Source organism: Paenibacillus sp. FSL R10-2734, from assembly GCF_037963865.1.
GTDB lineage: Bacteria > Bacillota > Bacilli > Paenibacillales > Paenibacillaceae > Paenibacillus_AQ.
The window spans coordinates 3,661,021-3,676,257 of the sequence record NZ_CP150170.1 but is presented as its reverse complement, the minus strand read 5'-3'; the positions used below and the strand labels follow the sequence as shown (position 1 = coordinate 3,676,257).

The window sequence follows — 15,237 nt, the reverse complement described above, 5'->3', positions numbered from 1 at the left end:
TCTTATCCTTTTATTGAACCAACCATAATGCCTTTATTAAAGTGCTTCTGAAGGAACGGATACACAACAATAATCGGAATACTCGAAACCACAATCGCCGCCATTTGAAGTGCAGGTGTATAGACCTTACCCGTCTGCTCCTGCTCAGCCAGCGTCTGTGCCATTTGACTTAGCAAAGAATTCGAAGTAATGAGTGTCTCCCGTAAATAAATCTGGAGCGGTGCTTTTGAGGCGTCACTGATGAAGATCAGCGCATACCACCATTCGTTCCATCTTTCCACCGCATAGAACAAAGCAAAAGTCGCCATGAATGGAGCAGAGATCGGAATAATGATTTTATAAAGGATATACAGATCATTCGCCCCATCCAGCTTAGCCGATTCTTCTAAACTCTCAGGGATAGTATTAAAATAGTTTTTCATAATGATTAGGTAAAATGTATTGAGACCGGCGGGTATGATCATGACGAGTAAATTATTTACGAATCCCAGATCCTTAACGACTAGATAAAAGGGGATCAAACCGCCATTGAAAAACATAGTGAACAAGATCAAACTAAGCATTATGTTTCTGCCGGGCATTCCCCGCTTGGATAATGCGTATGCTCCTGCCACAGAGATTGTCATGCTGAACAACACGCCAACCACCGTTACGATGACAGAATTTAAAATCGAAGACCAAAACTTCATATCCTGAAGCAACAGCTTGTAAGCCGACAAGTCAAATGAAAGTGGAAAAATATAAAAGTCGCTTTTACTAATCGCTTCGAACTTTGCAACAGAGATAATAAGAACATTATAGAAGGGAAAAAATGTTACTAGTGCTAGAAGCCCCAGAACCACGAATGCGACGATATCGAAGACACTCCATTTTTTTCTCTTTTTAACCGTTGTGTCGGTCACTTGCTTCTCCCCTTTTCATGCAAATTAATACAGTCCTTCCTCGCCCATCTTCTTAGCAAACGTGTTGGCCGCCCATAAAAGAATTAGGCTGATAATGGACTTGACGACACCCACGGCGGTCGTATATCCAAAGTCGCTTCCAATCGTGAAAGATGTCCGATAAATGTATGTATCGATTGTGTCGGCAACCGAATATACCGGTGAACTATACAGATTGAATATTTGCTCGAAGCTCGAGCCTTGGGTTAGTAGTTGTCCAACTTGAAGGATTAGCAGGACTGCGACTGTACTTTTCAAGCCCGGCCATGCGATGTTAAGCAAACGGCGAAACCGATTCGCTCCATCCACTTCTGCCGCCTCAAACAGCTCAGGATTGATCCCTGCAAGAGCCGCCAGGTAAATGATTGAATCCCAACCGATCTCTCGCCACACATGCGTGATATATAGAACGGGTCTGAATGCACTTTCATCCACCAGAGGAGAATTTGGATCCCCACCAAACAACATGATGATCTGGTTATAAATCCCGTCCTTGCTTAAAATATTGATGATGATCCCCGACAGTACAACCCATGAAATAAAATGTGGGAACGTCAGGATCGTCTGAAAAAATCGCTTCATTTTTGTCCTGGAAAACTCATATAAAACAATCGCCAGGATAATGGGCATTGGAAAATGAGTGATCAACTTCATCAAGCTGATAATGACCGTATTCCAAAATGCTCTGCGAAAATCGGGGTCGGTCAACAGCGTTTGAAAATTCTCCAAGCCAATCCAGGGACTTCCCAGAATCCCTTTACTGTAATTAAAAGATTTGAATGCTAGGGTTACTCCGTACATGGGAGCATAGCTGAAGAGGGCGTACCAGATTAACACTGGTAGAACCATGAGGTAAAAATACTTGTACTGTAAAATCGTTTTTCCTAAGCTCTGCTTAGGTGCAAGAGTTCTTAAGCTTCGCTTAGGCGTACGAGCGGTTACAGAATCAGCCAATCTTCTCCTCACCTTTCTGTATGAGATTGTTTATGCTTGTAAGCGATTTATATGGTAAATTATATCGGGAGTGTAAATTATCGTGTATAGAGAATACAACTCCGATCATGTGGATTTTTCACACCTAAGCGAGTGACCTACCGGTGACGCTTAATATCCGACATAGTGAGCGTAAGATAATCCATACCCCCCTAGGCCCACAATCGCTAGGATGAATCTAAGAGCTCCAAAGAGAAGGGGGATTCACTTATGCGTTCAGTGATTATTGCAGATGATGAGAAGTGGATTGTAGAAGGAATTAAAGCAGGAGTGAATTGGAAAAAATACGGCTTTGAAGTGATCGACGACGCCGAAAACGGGCTAGAAGCCCTTCAATTAATTCAATCGCTTCGCCCCACCCTTGTCCTAACAGATATTAAGATGCCTGTAATGAATGGACTAGAGCTCATACAACGTGGCAAGGCTGTCGCACCTGACACAATCTTTATCGTACTCAGCGGACATGCAGAGTTCGCTTATGCACAAAAAGCGATGAATTATGGTACTTTCGGATACTGCCTGAAACCCTTTGAAATCGAAGAAATTGAAGGAATGCTTAACCGAATAGCGCAGCAACACGAATCGAAGGCGGTTAAAGACAACCCTGTCCACGACTTTGAACTGTATGAAGCAGTTTGTTCCGGAGATCTTGAACGAATTAGCTCATGGTTGAATGAAAAGAGAATACCATTGTCAAGAGATACGCCTCATATCCCCATTGTTATCCAAGGATTAAGTTCACCCGTAAATGTCGGGCAGTTCTCTTCCCTGTTATTCCCGATGAGCCGCCGTCGGTATGGTTACTTATTGGAAGAGTGCCAATACGAAGCCTTCCTCCGGGGTCTTGAACAAACAGAAGTTGTACAAGAGTGTGGGGTTGGGATCGGTCCTCCTATTTCGGATATACACCAATTGGATGCATCTTTAGAATCCGCCTCTCATGCTGCTTTCAGTATGTTCACAACGGGAATGCCTGGATGTTATCGTGTGAATCAGCAACAGGAAATACCGATCGACGAGAAGCTCAAAGAGATTTCCCGGATTCTTCATAGTAAAGACCGGCTCGGTTTTATAGCAGCCATGGAATCAATAAAGAAGTTATTCAAAGAGGGAACCTTCACCATTAAAGAGGCCTATTTGCTCTATACATCGATCCTATACTTATTTCCTCGGGAAGGGACTCGAGTTAATGGTCGTTTTTTTGAAGGGTATGAACAGCTCTATTATCGATACGGCACGGCTGAAGCTATGATCGATGATCTGATTCTTATGACGCTTGATATTTTTATGAACAGAAACGAAACTGATATTTCACGAATTTCAAACAACAAAGTCAAAGAAATCATGTTGTACATTCGCAACCATTTTAACCAAGAGATTTCCATCCAACATTTAGCCAATCAGTTTTTTTTAAGTCCTAATTACTTGTGCCAATTATTCAAAAAAGAAGTTGGCGAGACCATCATCGAACATATCAGTCGTTTACGAATTGAATATGCTTGTAAAATGCTGGTCGAAACCGACCTTTCCATTTACCAAATTGGTGAGAAATGTGGTTTTCAGGATTATTTCTACTTCACGCGAATTTTTAAACGGCATCTCAAAATGACACCAACGCAATATAGGGAACAAAACAATGAAGACATTTAAGAGACTATCCATCCGTACTCAGGTTCTGTTGTTCGGGTTGTTTATTGTAGCCATTATCCCAATCATCGTCTCTAAGGTATATCAACTATCAAGCGAGACCATCATCAATCAGAATACGCAATACAATACGGAACTAGTGTCCCTCCTCAAGCAACGAATTTCTGCCAACTATGCCAACGTTTCATCCATGATGATGAATGTAGGGTACGACTCGACTGTCCAAAAGTTTCTTGTCGAGAATGATAAGCTTCGGGAGTACGACCTTTCTCAAAAGGTAGACGGATTGCTCAGTATCGCCCGAAACATGAATACGGACATCCTGGATATTATTATTATCGGGAGCTCAAACACTCGTATTTCATTAGCAGGAAGAACAAAATATGCTGTAGATCTTATGAAGACGGCCGGGGATGATGGAATCGTTCATTATCGCGGATACAGTCCTCCAGACAAGGTAATCGACAAGAGAAAATTACTTTTCGGGATGAACATCTTTGCTTCAGGTGACACGTCCCTATATGGAGAAAAAATCGGCTATATCGCTGTTATTGTGGATATGAAGGCCATTCAAACTGAAATTTCTGAGTATCCTCGATTGGTCGGAACCAGCTTTTTTATGATGGATGATAAAGGGATGATCTACTCTAATAGCGATGAGCCGGAAGATATGCTCCAGCAGTTTCAAACCCGGGCAACTGGTAGTGATGGAGAGTCAATCGTCGAAACAGTCAACGGAAATAAATATGCTATTCAATCCTTTCGCCTACCTGAGATCTCTGGAAAAATCATAACCGCTGTTCCTGTACATAATTTAATGAAAGAACTGGAGAAATTGAAGAAGGTCAGCTATGCTTTTCTAGCATTAATCTTGTTGGTCGTCTCTATTCCGTACTCAGTACTCATGATGAATCTCTTAAGACCGTTGTCTAGGCTTATGCGCTATATGAATCAATTAAAGGGCGGAAGTCTAGGGATATTGAACAACAAGGTCGATTTAAAGGGCTACGCTGAGATTGAAATCATCTCTCGACAGTTCAATGATATGACAACAAGGATTCACGATTTGACGGACCAATTAATCGATGCTACAACCCAGCTTTACCAGACTGACCTAGAAAAGCAACGAGCCGAATACTCGTATTTGCAAAGTCAAATTAATCCCCATTTCTTAAGCAATACTTTAGATACCATCAAAGGTGTTGCGATAGTAAAAGGAAACCGAGAAATCTTCGAGATGACTACCGCGTTAAGCACGATGCTCAAGTACAGCATCAAAGGCAAAGAGGAGGTAACTCTTGGAGAGGAACTGAAAATCGCAGAATCTTGTGTGAGGATTTACCAAGGCCGTTTCCCGGACAAATTCACTTACAAGCTGTTCTGTCCAGAGGAATGGTTACACATTCCGGTACCTAAAATGATCCTTCAACCTATTGTCGAAAATGCACTTGGACATGGGCTTGAAACTCAAGGTCAGGGCATCTTGCTGATCACAGTAGAGAAAAGCGAAGCGGGACTCCTTGAAATCGCTGTAGAAGATAATGGTGTAGGCATCGATGCTGAGAGGCTAGAACAACTAACCGAGCTGCTGGCAGGTAAGAATATAGAATCCGGCGATCATATCGGGCTCCTAAACGTCAATAATCGTCTAAATCTTAAGTACGGAGATCCCTGTGGAGTTCTGCTGTACAGTAAGGAAGGTAGCGGGACGAAGACCGTTTTGAGGCTTCCCGGATCTTTAATAGATCCACAAGAAGCCATAGAATAAATATGGAGGTTGCCCATTCAGGGGCAACCTCCATTTCATATGTTTATCGTTCGCAGCATTCACAAGGACAACGCTAAACATCCTGTGAGGATGAGCTCACATACTCTTTCGCATGGTAGGGACCGCCTTCCATTAATACCGTCCATAATGGATCGATATCACAGTCCATGGAGCCCATCATGTTGTCATGCCATTCATTCAACAGATAGACAGCCTCCATACAGATGTCTTTACGCGCTTCGGCGAGATTATGTTGTTCGTAAGGGTCGCGCTTCAAATCAAACAACATTTCTTTCGGAAATCCATGGTGTCCATCATGATAGGTACGTATATATAACCAATCCTCAAATCGGACGCTGCGTTGACATACATGCGCGCATTGTGAAATTACGAGATAATCACGCCCTCCCAAATGTCCCTCCATTATGGCGTCAGCATAACTTTCACCATCCCAAGAAGCAGCCCCATTCAAATTCAAAAGACTTGCTAATGTCGGTCCTAAATCAAGGTGATAATGTAGCCCATCCTCCACCATTCCCTTCTTGCCCCCAGGCCAGCGAACAATCATCGGAATACGGCAAGTTGCCTCGTCTGCCGTACCATGCTCGGAGTAAATTCCTAGCTCGCCCAGACTTTCTCCGTGATCCGCAGAGATCAAGATAGCCGTATCCTCCATCACGCCAAGTTCCCTCAGCTTGGAGAAGATTTGCCCGAGATGCTCGTCCAGATATTTGACTCCGGCATCATAGTTGTCAAAGATAACACGCAGGTCGTCATGATTGGCTATCTCCCGATTATGCCTCAAATGCTGATGATAATGCGATTTAGCGAGTGCATTCATATCTTCGATACTGTGCTGGCCCTTCTTATTTCGGTGAAGCTCAAACACCTCTTCGGTGATCCAATCGGGTAAAGGATCCTTCTCGAACGGATTGCCGTAGCTCTCGGGTGTACGATAAGGCGTATGAGGATCCCAGAAATTCAGGTGCAGAAACCAATTCTCGGACTCCCCATTATCCTCAAGCCATTTAAGCGCTACTGGAAGCACCTGTTCTGCCGTCTCATGCCCTCTTCCACCAACATTGAACACTTCTTGAAACCCAGCATTAAAGGTCCAAGCCGAATGCCGTTCGGCGAAGGTGCTGATCGACGCGGTTTTCATGGCCGCTTGCCTTAATATAGCGGGAAGGCTCTCCATCCCCAGTCGATCATTGAATTCACGTTTCGCCCCTTCTCTACGCATATCAGCAGCAGTTCCGCCATGTCCGACAATCCCATTATGAATGCCAAATCTCCCCGACATTAAAGCAGAACGGGACGGCAGACAAGGAGCATCTGAACAATAGTAGTTGGTAAAGGTGACACCTTCTTTGGCGATTGAATCGATATTCGGGGACGTATTCCGATGATAGCCATAACATCCCAGATGGTCCGGGCGAAGCGAATCCAAATCCAAATATAAGATTCTCATGAGTTTTTCCCTGCCTTTCCTTTTGATCGAAATAGTTACGCATCGATTCGGGCAGCTCAGCATAATCTGCTCATGCTTATAAGTGTAAAGGAATATGGAAAGCTCCACTATGGAGTGGCGATGTTTGTTTTTGTAAATTCGATACTTTTTCGATACTCAGCCGGACCCTTGCCGTATTCGCTACGGAATACCTTGTTGAAGTGCGAAGCATCATAATAGCCACATCTCTGGGAGATATGCTCTATTGAATAATCCGTATATTCTAACATTTGTTTGGCTTGCTGCAGCCGCAATTTTCGAAGCATTTGCATAGGTGTCAGTTTATATATTTTCTGAAATGCCCGGCTAAAATAAACAGGATTCATATGATAGAGCTTGGAAAGCTCCTCTCTACTAATCTCCTGATCAAGTCTCTCCTCCATATATTGCAACGCTTCGTTAAAGCGGTCCGTGATAAAGGGATCTCGTGATGATCGGCGCCCGCCAAGCTTGGTACTCTCCATAATTTCATAAAGGAGAAAAAATGCTAATGAACCGGCCTGAACATTTCTGAAATCATCTTCCTCTTGTAACCATAGGCTTCGCAGCTCGTCAAACCTTCGCTCATACTCGCTTTGATCCCTAATCCGAATTACCTTGCCTAGAGGGAATAACTTAAAGAAGTCATCTCCATCTCTCACCTTAGCGTTAATATTAAACAGATAATGTATGCCATCCGTTTTGGAGATCACATTAAAGGGCTCGTTCGGACGATGGATCATCACGTCACCGGCAGAAGCAACATATTCACCCTCGGAGGAAGTCGTCAATACCTCACCTTTTTGGATATAAGAGACGGTATAACAAGACTGGACGTAATCGAACAGGATCCGCTTCTGATATTGAATTTTTATGACGTCCAGCACGGTGATGTCAAACTGACTATGAATGATAGAGGACAAAGGAGTTCCTCCTTCTAAAGTAATAGTCTTTATGTATTCTCAACTGGTATAATCAGCCGCACATCGAAAGCCAATATTTCCTGCAGAGCTGTCTGGTGTATTTTTGCTTCTGGCCGCCACCCGATAGCGGTTACAATAAGATTTATGGCATAAATACGATCCACCACGCATCGACCTCGCTTCACCACTTACCGGGCCTCTCGGATTCACGGATTCGGAAGATAAATGATACTCCTTAGTAAACCAATCCTCGCACCATTCCCACACGTTTCCTGACATATTATATAGACCATATCCGTTGGGCAGATAGGATTTTACAGGTGCAGTACCTGCATAACCGTCGCTGGCATGATTTTTATCGGGGAACTTTCCTTGCCAAATATTGCATCGATGCTCACCGCCCGGTTTTAATTCATCGCCCCAAGGATATCTTTTCTGAACTAGACCACCTCGTGCTGCATACTCCCACTCCGCTTCCGTCGGTAGACGTTTGCCGGCCCAGCGACAATATGCATCAGCATCATGCCATGATATGTGGATCACCGGATGATCAAGACGTTCATCCACATGTGAATCCGGACCTTCAGGATGAGACCAATCCGCTCCCTCTACAACCCACCACCATGGGGTTTGATTGGCCACTTGGGCCACCTTCTTGCCTGTCTCTTCGGAAACAAAGGAGTGAAACACGTAAGACCAGCCGAAACGTTCAGCGTCTGTAACGTATTTTGTTGCCTCAATAAAAGAAGCGAACTGCTTATTTGTAACCGCCGTTGCATCGATTAAAAAAGTAGATACCGTAACATTCCTAGCGGGTCCTTCCCCATCTGCTGGAAACCCTTCCTTGTCATCCGTCCCCATAAGAAAAGTGCCTTCTGGAATAAGGATCATGTCCGATAAATCTTTATCCCCTTTTAGTCCTTGGACTGTTGTGATCTCCTTACAGACATCGACAGCCCCTTGTTTCTCGACTTGATTTCGACTGGCTGAACAGCAGTCCCGTATATTCTCTGACATGTACTTACCTCCAATCTGGGATCGTCCCGGCTCTGTCTAAAAAAAGGCTACACCAAGAATGCCAGAGGCAACGATAATGGTGAGCGGATGCAGCTTATATTTCATTAAACCATAAAGTGCAGCGAATACAATGATCAACGTGCCAATGGTTTGCCAAGTAACGAAAGCGTGTTCCACGCTATTTAATCCAAACCGAATCGCAGCATAGGCAATCAAACCTGTAATCACTGGTCGCAAACCATAGAATAGTGTTTTAATCCATTGACTGTCTCTCACCCGATAAAAGAAAATGGAAATAACAATGATAATGATTAATGAAGGTAGAACCATGCCTAATGTTGACACAATTGCTCCTTCAATTCCGGCTATACGATATCCAATCAAGGTTGCACTGTTAGTTGCAACTGGGCCAGGTGACATCCCTGCGATGGAAACTACCTCTTGAAATTCCCTTTCGGACAACCAACCACCAGCCATGGCTTCATGCTGAATCATCGGTATGATTGCGTACCCTCCGCCAAAGGAGAGTAGTCCGATTTTTATAAATGTAAAAAATAAATTCCAAATCACATCGCTTCCCCCTAGATGTAATACTCCGGATAATTCGACTCTTCATCAGTATAATTCAAGGACTCCTTCTCGGTCCGAACTTGGAGCCCTAAAAGCTGTTTGATTGGCAAAAATACAAATCCGATAATTAATCCAACTGCGATCACGTAAATGGGATTGATTCCGAAAACTAATAAAACGATCGGTATAACTATCGCTGTAACAGCGGTAGTCTTGTCAAAAATAGCATTCTTAGCCATGCGATACGCAGCTACTAGGATCAGAGCGATTACAGCACCATGAATCCCCTTCATTGCGGCAATAACTTTCGGTTCTTCAGCCAGTTGTGAGTAAACGGCGCTAAGCACACAAACAATCATAAAGGTTGGAATCGTGATCCCTGCGATCGCAGCAATCGCACCCTTCACACCAGCAAGACGATAACCAATGAATGCCGCCGCATTTACACCTACACCACCAGGTGCAGCGCCAGCTAAAGAGAGAATTTCATCCATTTCCTCTTCTCCCAGCCATTTTCGTTTAGCGGAAATTTCCCGTTCGATCATAGGGATCATCGCATAACCTCCCCCGAAAGTTACGGGACCGATTCGAACAAATACCCAAAACAACTGGAACAGTAGACTAAGCTTTAGATTTGTATTCATCATCGAGTTTGTTTTCATTGTTGTTGTTTTCATGACTTCACCCTCAATATGTTCTGTCGTAATTTCATTATATCACTTTTTTCCAAAATGGAATTAAGTTTTTTGAACGGTAAAATACAATCTATGGTTTATGAGTTATACTATATTAATGTTAATTATTACAAACTATATAAGTTGCCATATTCAAAGTTAATCTTATATATAGCTTGGAGGTATATCGTGGAAAAGCGATCAACACACATTCCATCCCCAAAGAAACTCCTATATGACCGAATCGCCGAACAAGGCACTGTTTCCAAGTTGGATCTTCTACAAACATTTTCACTTACCAAAAGCACAATGACCCGATTATTAGATGAAATGACAGAAGAAGGCTTGCTGATAGAATGCGGATTTGGGGAATCTAGCGGAGGCAGAAGACCTATTTTATACCAGATCAATCCTTCCTACGGTTACATCATCGGTTTAGAGATTTCCAGGTTGTATTCTTCCCTTGGATTATTTGATATGCAAATGAACCCAAAATCAATTGTACATTGGCGAATGGATCAGGCATTCACACCAGAAAAATTTATGGATCATATAAGTAATCAAATACGCGCTTTCCTTAGAGACCACCAGCTGAAGGATAGTCAAATCATTGGGATAGGAATAGGGGCCGTGGGACCACTTGACCGAGAAAATGGTTTAATCTTAAAACCGCTCCACTTCCCTTCTTCAGGCTGGAACAATCTCCCTATTTGTAAACTGGTGGAGGAACGGACGGGCTTCAAAGCTTGGTTGGATAACGGTGCCAATTCCGCACTGCTTGGGGAACGCTGGTCCATCCGTCACGCTAACATTCAACATATGCTCTATGTACATGCTGGAGCAGGGCTCCGCTATGCGATGATGTCGCATGGAAGTATTGTTCATGGCACGATGGATATGGAAGATGCCATTGGTCAAATGATCATCCAGACAGACGGACCACGTTTAAATAATAAAGGGAACTACGGTGCTCTGGAAGCATTCGTATCCGTGCAGGCGTTAGAACAAAGTGCACGCTCGGAGGCGAAAATGGACAACGATCTGATCCTCCAAAGATATAAAGTATCGCCAGAGAAACTGACTTATGATGTATTGGTACAAGCCTTTAGAGATGGTAATCCACATGCGCGTGAATTATTTACCCAAGCCGCCATTCACTTCGGTATTGGCCTCGCCAATGTTATCAACCTGTTTCATCCTGAGACCATCATTCTAGGTGGTGCGCTCATTCACTCTCACGAATTGTTCTTCCAAACGGCTGTGGAAGTAGCACAGAGAAACACTTACCGTTATCCTGAATACCAACCTAACTTCTCCCTAGGTATATTAAAAGAAGAAGCTGTGGTGACTGGTGCGGCTATAATGGTTAGGAATCACATGGTTCTTTAGCATAATAAAAAAGTTGTCCCACAACCATTTGCTTGATTGTTGGGACAACCTTATTTAACCTGACCTATAATGACTGGCAGCAATTTTTGAATTTTTTCCCGCTTCCGCAGAGACATGGATCATTTCGACCTGGAAGTGTTTTTGCGCTTTTCCTGTACTCCAGCATCTGCTCCAATCTAAGTCGATTCGCAAGTATCATCATGCGTTCATAGGCATGTGAGTAGAACATTTTATAGCTGTGACAGAAATAATCAGCCTCCGTACGATCGTTAACATCGAGCCAGTTCCGGTTCCGCGGGCATCCCCCATTGCAAAAGCTTAGGTACTCACATTTATGACATGATTCATTCATATTGGGCTTCATTAACAAAAAGTCATCATATACTGGGCTAGTAAGCAACGCTTCCAGGTCGGTTTGGCCGATATTTCCTAGCCTATGCTCTTCATCAATAAAGAAATCGCAAGGGTAGGCATCCCCGTTTGTTTCAAGCACCATCATCTTCGGGCAGCATGAGCTGTGAACGCATAATTCTGCCTCACGATGCATGAATACAAGAAGCATATTCTCAAAAATACGAATGGGAAGCTCTGGGTACCCGTCGTTGTACCACAAATCAAATGTGCGACATAAAAACTCTCCATATTGTTCAGGTGTAATTCGGAAGCTCCCGGGCATATCACTCTTCTGTGAAACAAAATCCATGCAAGGAATGAACTGAATATAAGGGAATTTATGCTCTTGGTAAAATGCCATCAATTCGTCCGGGTTCGCTACGTTATCTTCATGGATCACCGTCAGAATGTTATAATCCACACCCTCATTCTGTAAATGGCGAATCCCACGCATAACTAGATCATAACTACCTTTCCCCGAACCCGTTATTCGATGAGCATCATGAATGGGCTCAGGACCGTCCAGACTAATTCCAACCAAAAAGTTATACCGTTTGAAAAATCGCGCCCATTTCTCATTAATAAGCGTACCATTGGTCTGCAGCACATTACTAATCATAGTATGAGGTGGAGCGTACTTCGCTTGCAGCGATATCACTTGTTCAAAATACGGAAGTCCAGCCAATAACGGCTCCCCTCCCTGCCAAGAGAAAGTCGCTATACCAGATGATCTACCCATGTACTGAGCGATAAACCGCTCCAGAAGATCCAAGTCCATCACTCGGATCGGATGATGAGGATGACCCCCAGCTGTACTGTAATAGCAATAATCACAGGCTAGATTACAGTCCTCAGAGACTGTTTTCCACATGACATGAAGAGTTTCTGGCCTCGAGGTCTGTATGCATGTTGTCATACGATTCTGCCCCTCCTATGTAAATACTATCTTTGCTTTGTGAAAGCTATTTCCTATTTCTTCTATTAAATCATAGGTATATGCTTCGACGATGAGTAAAACATCATAGCTTGTCGAATAACTGGAGATAAAAAAGACTGCAGTCCTCATTGTCCGTTGCGACGAACTAATGAGGGTGCAGTTTCTTTGTGAATGAATAGCAGAATATATTAGATATTATGTCAGGCGAACACTCAAGTTCTCAAACATGTCCTTGGTCATGCCCCCTAAATCGTATACTGGGGAAAACCCCCACTCCTGCATTGCAGCGGTCGTATCGAGCGAATTAGGCCAACTTTCTGCGATCGATTGACGAACCGGATCCACCTCATAGTTCAGTACGAAGTTAGGGATATAACGTCGAATCGACGTTGCAACTGTCTCCGGATCGACGCTCATGGCCGTTACGTTAAAAGCATTGCGGTGAAGCAGACGCACTGGATCCGCCTCCATCAACTTCACGATCGCGTCCAATGCGTCCGGCAAATACATCATATCTAGGAAAGTACCAGCTGCAATATAAGAAGTGTATTGTCCTTTAGCAAGAGCTTCGACATACATATCGACTACATAGTCCGTCGTTCCGCCGCCGGGAGGCGCCATGTACGATATCAATCCGGGAAAACGTAAACTACGCGTATCAATACCATACTTCTGATGATAATAGTCGCATAGGAGTTCACCGGCTACTTTGCTCACGCCGTACATCGTTACCGGTCTCTGAACGGTATCTTGAGGCGTTCCCTTTTTGGGCGTGCCAGGCCCGAACGCTCCGATCGAGCTCGGTGCAAAGAACGAACACCCTAACTCCCGCGAGACTTCTAGAGCATTGGTCAATCCACCCATGTTAAGGTTCCAAGCTAGAAGCGGTTTAGCTTCCGCGGTGGCGGACAGTAAGGCAGCCAGATGCAGGATCGTATCGACTTGATGCGCCTTCGCGATTTCTAGCATCGACGCGCCGTCCATGACATCCAACAGCTCAAAAGGTCCCGAATGAGCAGCGGCATTATCACTTAATCGAATATCCGTTGCCACCACCTGAGTCGCGCCATAAAGTCGACGCAAATGGCACACTAGTTCAGATCCGATTTGCCCGAGGGCACCGGTTACTAGAATCTTTTTCATACTGAATAACTCTCCTTTCCTATTAGTCTTGTTAGATCAAGCTCATCTCGCGTCCCACCCGTTCATATGCAGCTAATGCCTCATTGAGCATATCTGTCGTATGCGCCGCGGTTGGCATATTGCGAATGCGTCCTGTACCTTTCGGTACTGTCGGAAACACGATCGCTTTCGCATAGACGCCTTCCTCCATCAGTCGTCTACTGAATGTTTGGGTCAATGCTTCATCTCCGATGATACACGGGGTGATCGGCGTATCACTCGCTCCGACGTTGTAACCAAGCTTAATAAGCCCTTGCTTCAAATAATCACCGTTTGCCCAAAGACGATCCTGCAACTCCGTACTCTGCTCCAATATATCGATCGCCTCAATGCAAGCCCCTATCGCCGCCGGAGGGAGCGAAGTAGAAAACAGGAACGGCCGGCTTCGTACTTTCAGCCAATCGATCAAATCGCGACACCCTGCCACATAACCGCCAGCCACGCCGATTGCTTTAGACAATGTTCCAATTTGAAAATCGATTCGATCAGACAACCCGAAATGTTTGACCGTCCCAGCTCCCCCTCCCAACACCCCTGAGCCATGAGCATCGTCCACATACGTAATCAAGTCGAATATTTCAGCGATTTCCTGAATTTCAGGCAACTTCGCAATGTCTCCATCCATCGAAAACACGCCATCCGTGATCACCATTATCTTGCCGTATGCGCCGGATCTGGTAGCCTCCTCTGCCTTTGTGCGTAGATCATCCATGTCTGAATGGCGATAACGAATGATTTTCGCTCGGGACAAACGGCATCCATCGATGATGGATGCATGATTAAGCTCATCGGACAAAATCGCATCATGTTCGTCCATGACGGCCGAGATGGCGGCCATGTTACAGTTGAAACCGGATTGGTAAGCAATTGCAGCCTCTGTGTGCTTGAATGCGGCGAGCTTTTCTTCAAGTTGCACATGCAGGTCGAACGTTCCGTTGATGGTTCGAACGGCTCCTGATCCGGCACCATACTTCTCAGTTGCCTTCACGGCAGCGGCAATAAGCCTATCATCCGTTGCAAGGCCAAGATAATTGTTAGAGGATAGGTTGATCCGCTTCACGCCCCTGATCATAATGATTGGACCGTTCGGCCCCTCCAGTGGATCGATTTCGTTATATAAACCCTTACTCTTCAATTCGGATAGACCATTCTGAAGAAACTTTATTAGAATTTTACTGCTCATTCCCATCTCCCCTTTTACTTTTTGTTCAAAATACTTTTTTGTACGGGTGCAAGCAAATTGTGATCGCTTCCGAATAAGACGAGTCCGACCCTTATATTTCGACGATATGGAAAAACGCAATAATAAGCCCT

General features: G+C 44.3%; 13 protein-coding genes. 3 read left to right on the top strand and 10 right to left on the bottom strand.

Features of this window, described 5'->3' with window-relative positions; translation table 11 throughout:
• Positions 1-2 precede the first annotated feature (2 nt).
• Positions 3-902, bottom strand: coding sequence for a carbohydrate ABC transporter permease (locus NSS67_RS16095; protein ID WP_339314211.1), 900 nt, complete (start codon positions 900-902; stop codon positions 3-5).
• Positions 903-926: 24 nt separating this feature from the next.
• Complete coding sequence (locus NSS67_RS16090; RefSeq protein WP_339314209.1) at positions 927-1,895, bottom strand: ABC transporter permease subunit; 969 nt, start codon at positions 1,893-1,895, stop codon at positions 927-929.
• Between the two features lie 249 nt (positions 1,896-2,144).
• Between NSS67_RS16090 and NSS67_RS16085 the strand changes: the two genes are divergently transcribed.
• A complete protein-coding gene (locus NSS67_RS16085) occupies positions 2,145-3,584 on the top strand; it encodes a helix-turn-helix domain-containing protein (RefSeq protein ID WP_339314207.1) in 1,440 nt (479 codons plus the stop codon).
• Positions 3,571-5,349: a histidine kinase gene (locus NSS67_RS16080; protein ID WP_339314205.1), complete on the top strand. Its 1,779-nt coding sequence runs from the start codon at positions 3,571-3,573 to the stop codon at positions 5,347-5,349. The genes NSS67_RS16085 and NSS67_RS16080 overlap by 14 nt, the downstream gene beginning before the upstream one ends.
• 73 nt (positions 5,350-5,422) lie before the next feature.
• Here NSS67_RS16080 and NSS67_RS16075 read toward each other — a convergent pair whose 3' ends face one another.
• The 5 genes from NSS67_RS16075 to NSS67_RS16055 form a co-directional block, all read right to left on the bottom strand.
• Positions 5,423-6,820, bottom strand: a complete 1,398-nt coding sequence (locus NSS67_RS16075; RefSeq protein ID WP_339314203.1) for a sulfatase — start codon at positions 6,818-6,820, stop codon at positions 5,423-5,425.
• A gap of 107 nt (positions 6,821-6,927) precedes the next feature.
• Complete coding sequence (locus NSS67_RS16070) at positions 6,928-7,761, bottom strand: AraC family transcriptional regulator (RefSeq protein WP_339314201.1); 834 nt, start codon at positions 7,759-7,761, stop codon at positions 6,928-6,930.
• Between the two features lie 39 nt (positions 7,762-7,800).
• On the bottom strand, positions 7,801-8,778 hold the full coding sequence (locus tag NSS67_RS16065) for a formylglycine-generating enzyme family protein (RefSeq protein WP_339314199.1): 978 nt from the start codon (positions 8,776-8,778) through the stop codon (positions 7,801-7,803).
• Positions 8,779-8,814: 36 nt separating this feature from the next.
• Positions 8,815-9,348, bottom strand: a complete 534-nt coding sequence (locus NSS67_RS16060; protein WP_339314197.1) for a chromate transporter — start codon at positions 9,346-9,348, stop codon at positions 8,815-8,817.
• An 11-nt stretch (positions 9,349-9,359) separates the two neighbouring features.
• Positions 9,360-10,025: a chromate transporter gene (locus NSS67_RS16055; RefSeq protein ID WP_339314195.1), complete on the bottom strand. Its 666-nt coding sequence runs from the start codon at positions 10,023-10,025 to the stop codon at positions 9,360-9,362.
• Between the two features lie 186 nt (positions 10,026-10,211).
• On the opposite strand from NSS67_RS16055, the gene NSS67_RS16050 reads away from it, so the two are divergent.
• Positions 10,212-11,411, top strand: a complete 1,200-nt coding sequence (locus NSS67_RS16050) for an ROK family protein (protein ID WP_339320452.1) — start codon at positions 10,212-10,214, stop codon at positions 11,409-11,411.
• Positions 11,412-11,475: 64 nt separating this feature from the next.
• Here NSS67_RS16050 and NSS67_RS16045 read toward each other — a convergent pair whose 3' ends face one another.
• From NSS67_RS16045 to NSS67_RS16035, 3 genes are all read right to left on the bottom strand, one after another.
• Positions 11,476-12,720, bottom strand: coding sequence for an anaerobic sulfatase maturase (locus tag NSS67_RS16045; protein WP_339320451.1), 1,245 nt, complete (start codon positions 12,718-12,720; stop codon positions 11,476-11,478).
• Positions 12,721-12,936: 216 nt separating this feature from the next.
• Positions 12,937-13,884 (bottom strand): NAD-dependent epimerase/dehydratase family protein, encoded by a 948-nt coding sequence (locus tag NSS67_RS16040; RefSeq protein ID WP_339320450.1) that lies wholly within the window; start codon positions 13,882-13,884, stop codon positions 12,937-12,939.
• A gap of 31 nt (positions 13,885-13,915) precedes the next feature.
• Entirely contained in the window at positions 13,916-15,106 is a 1,191-nt protein-coding gene (locus NSS67_RS16035) for a glycine C-acetyltransferase (RefSeq protein ID WP_339320449.1), read from the bottom strand.
• Positions 15,107-15,237 lie beyond the last annotated feature (131 nt).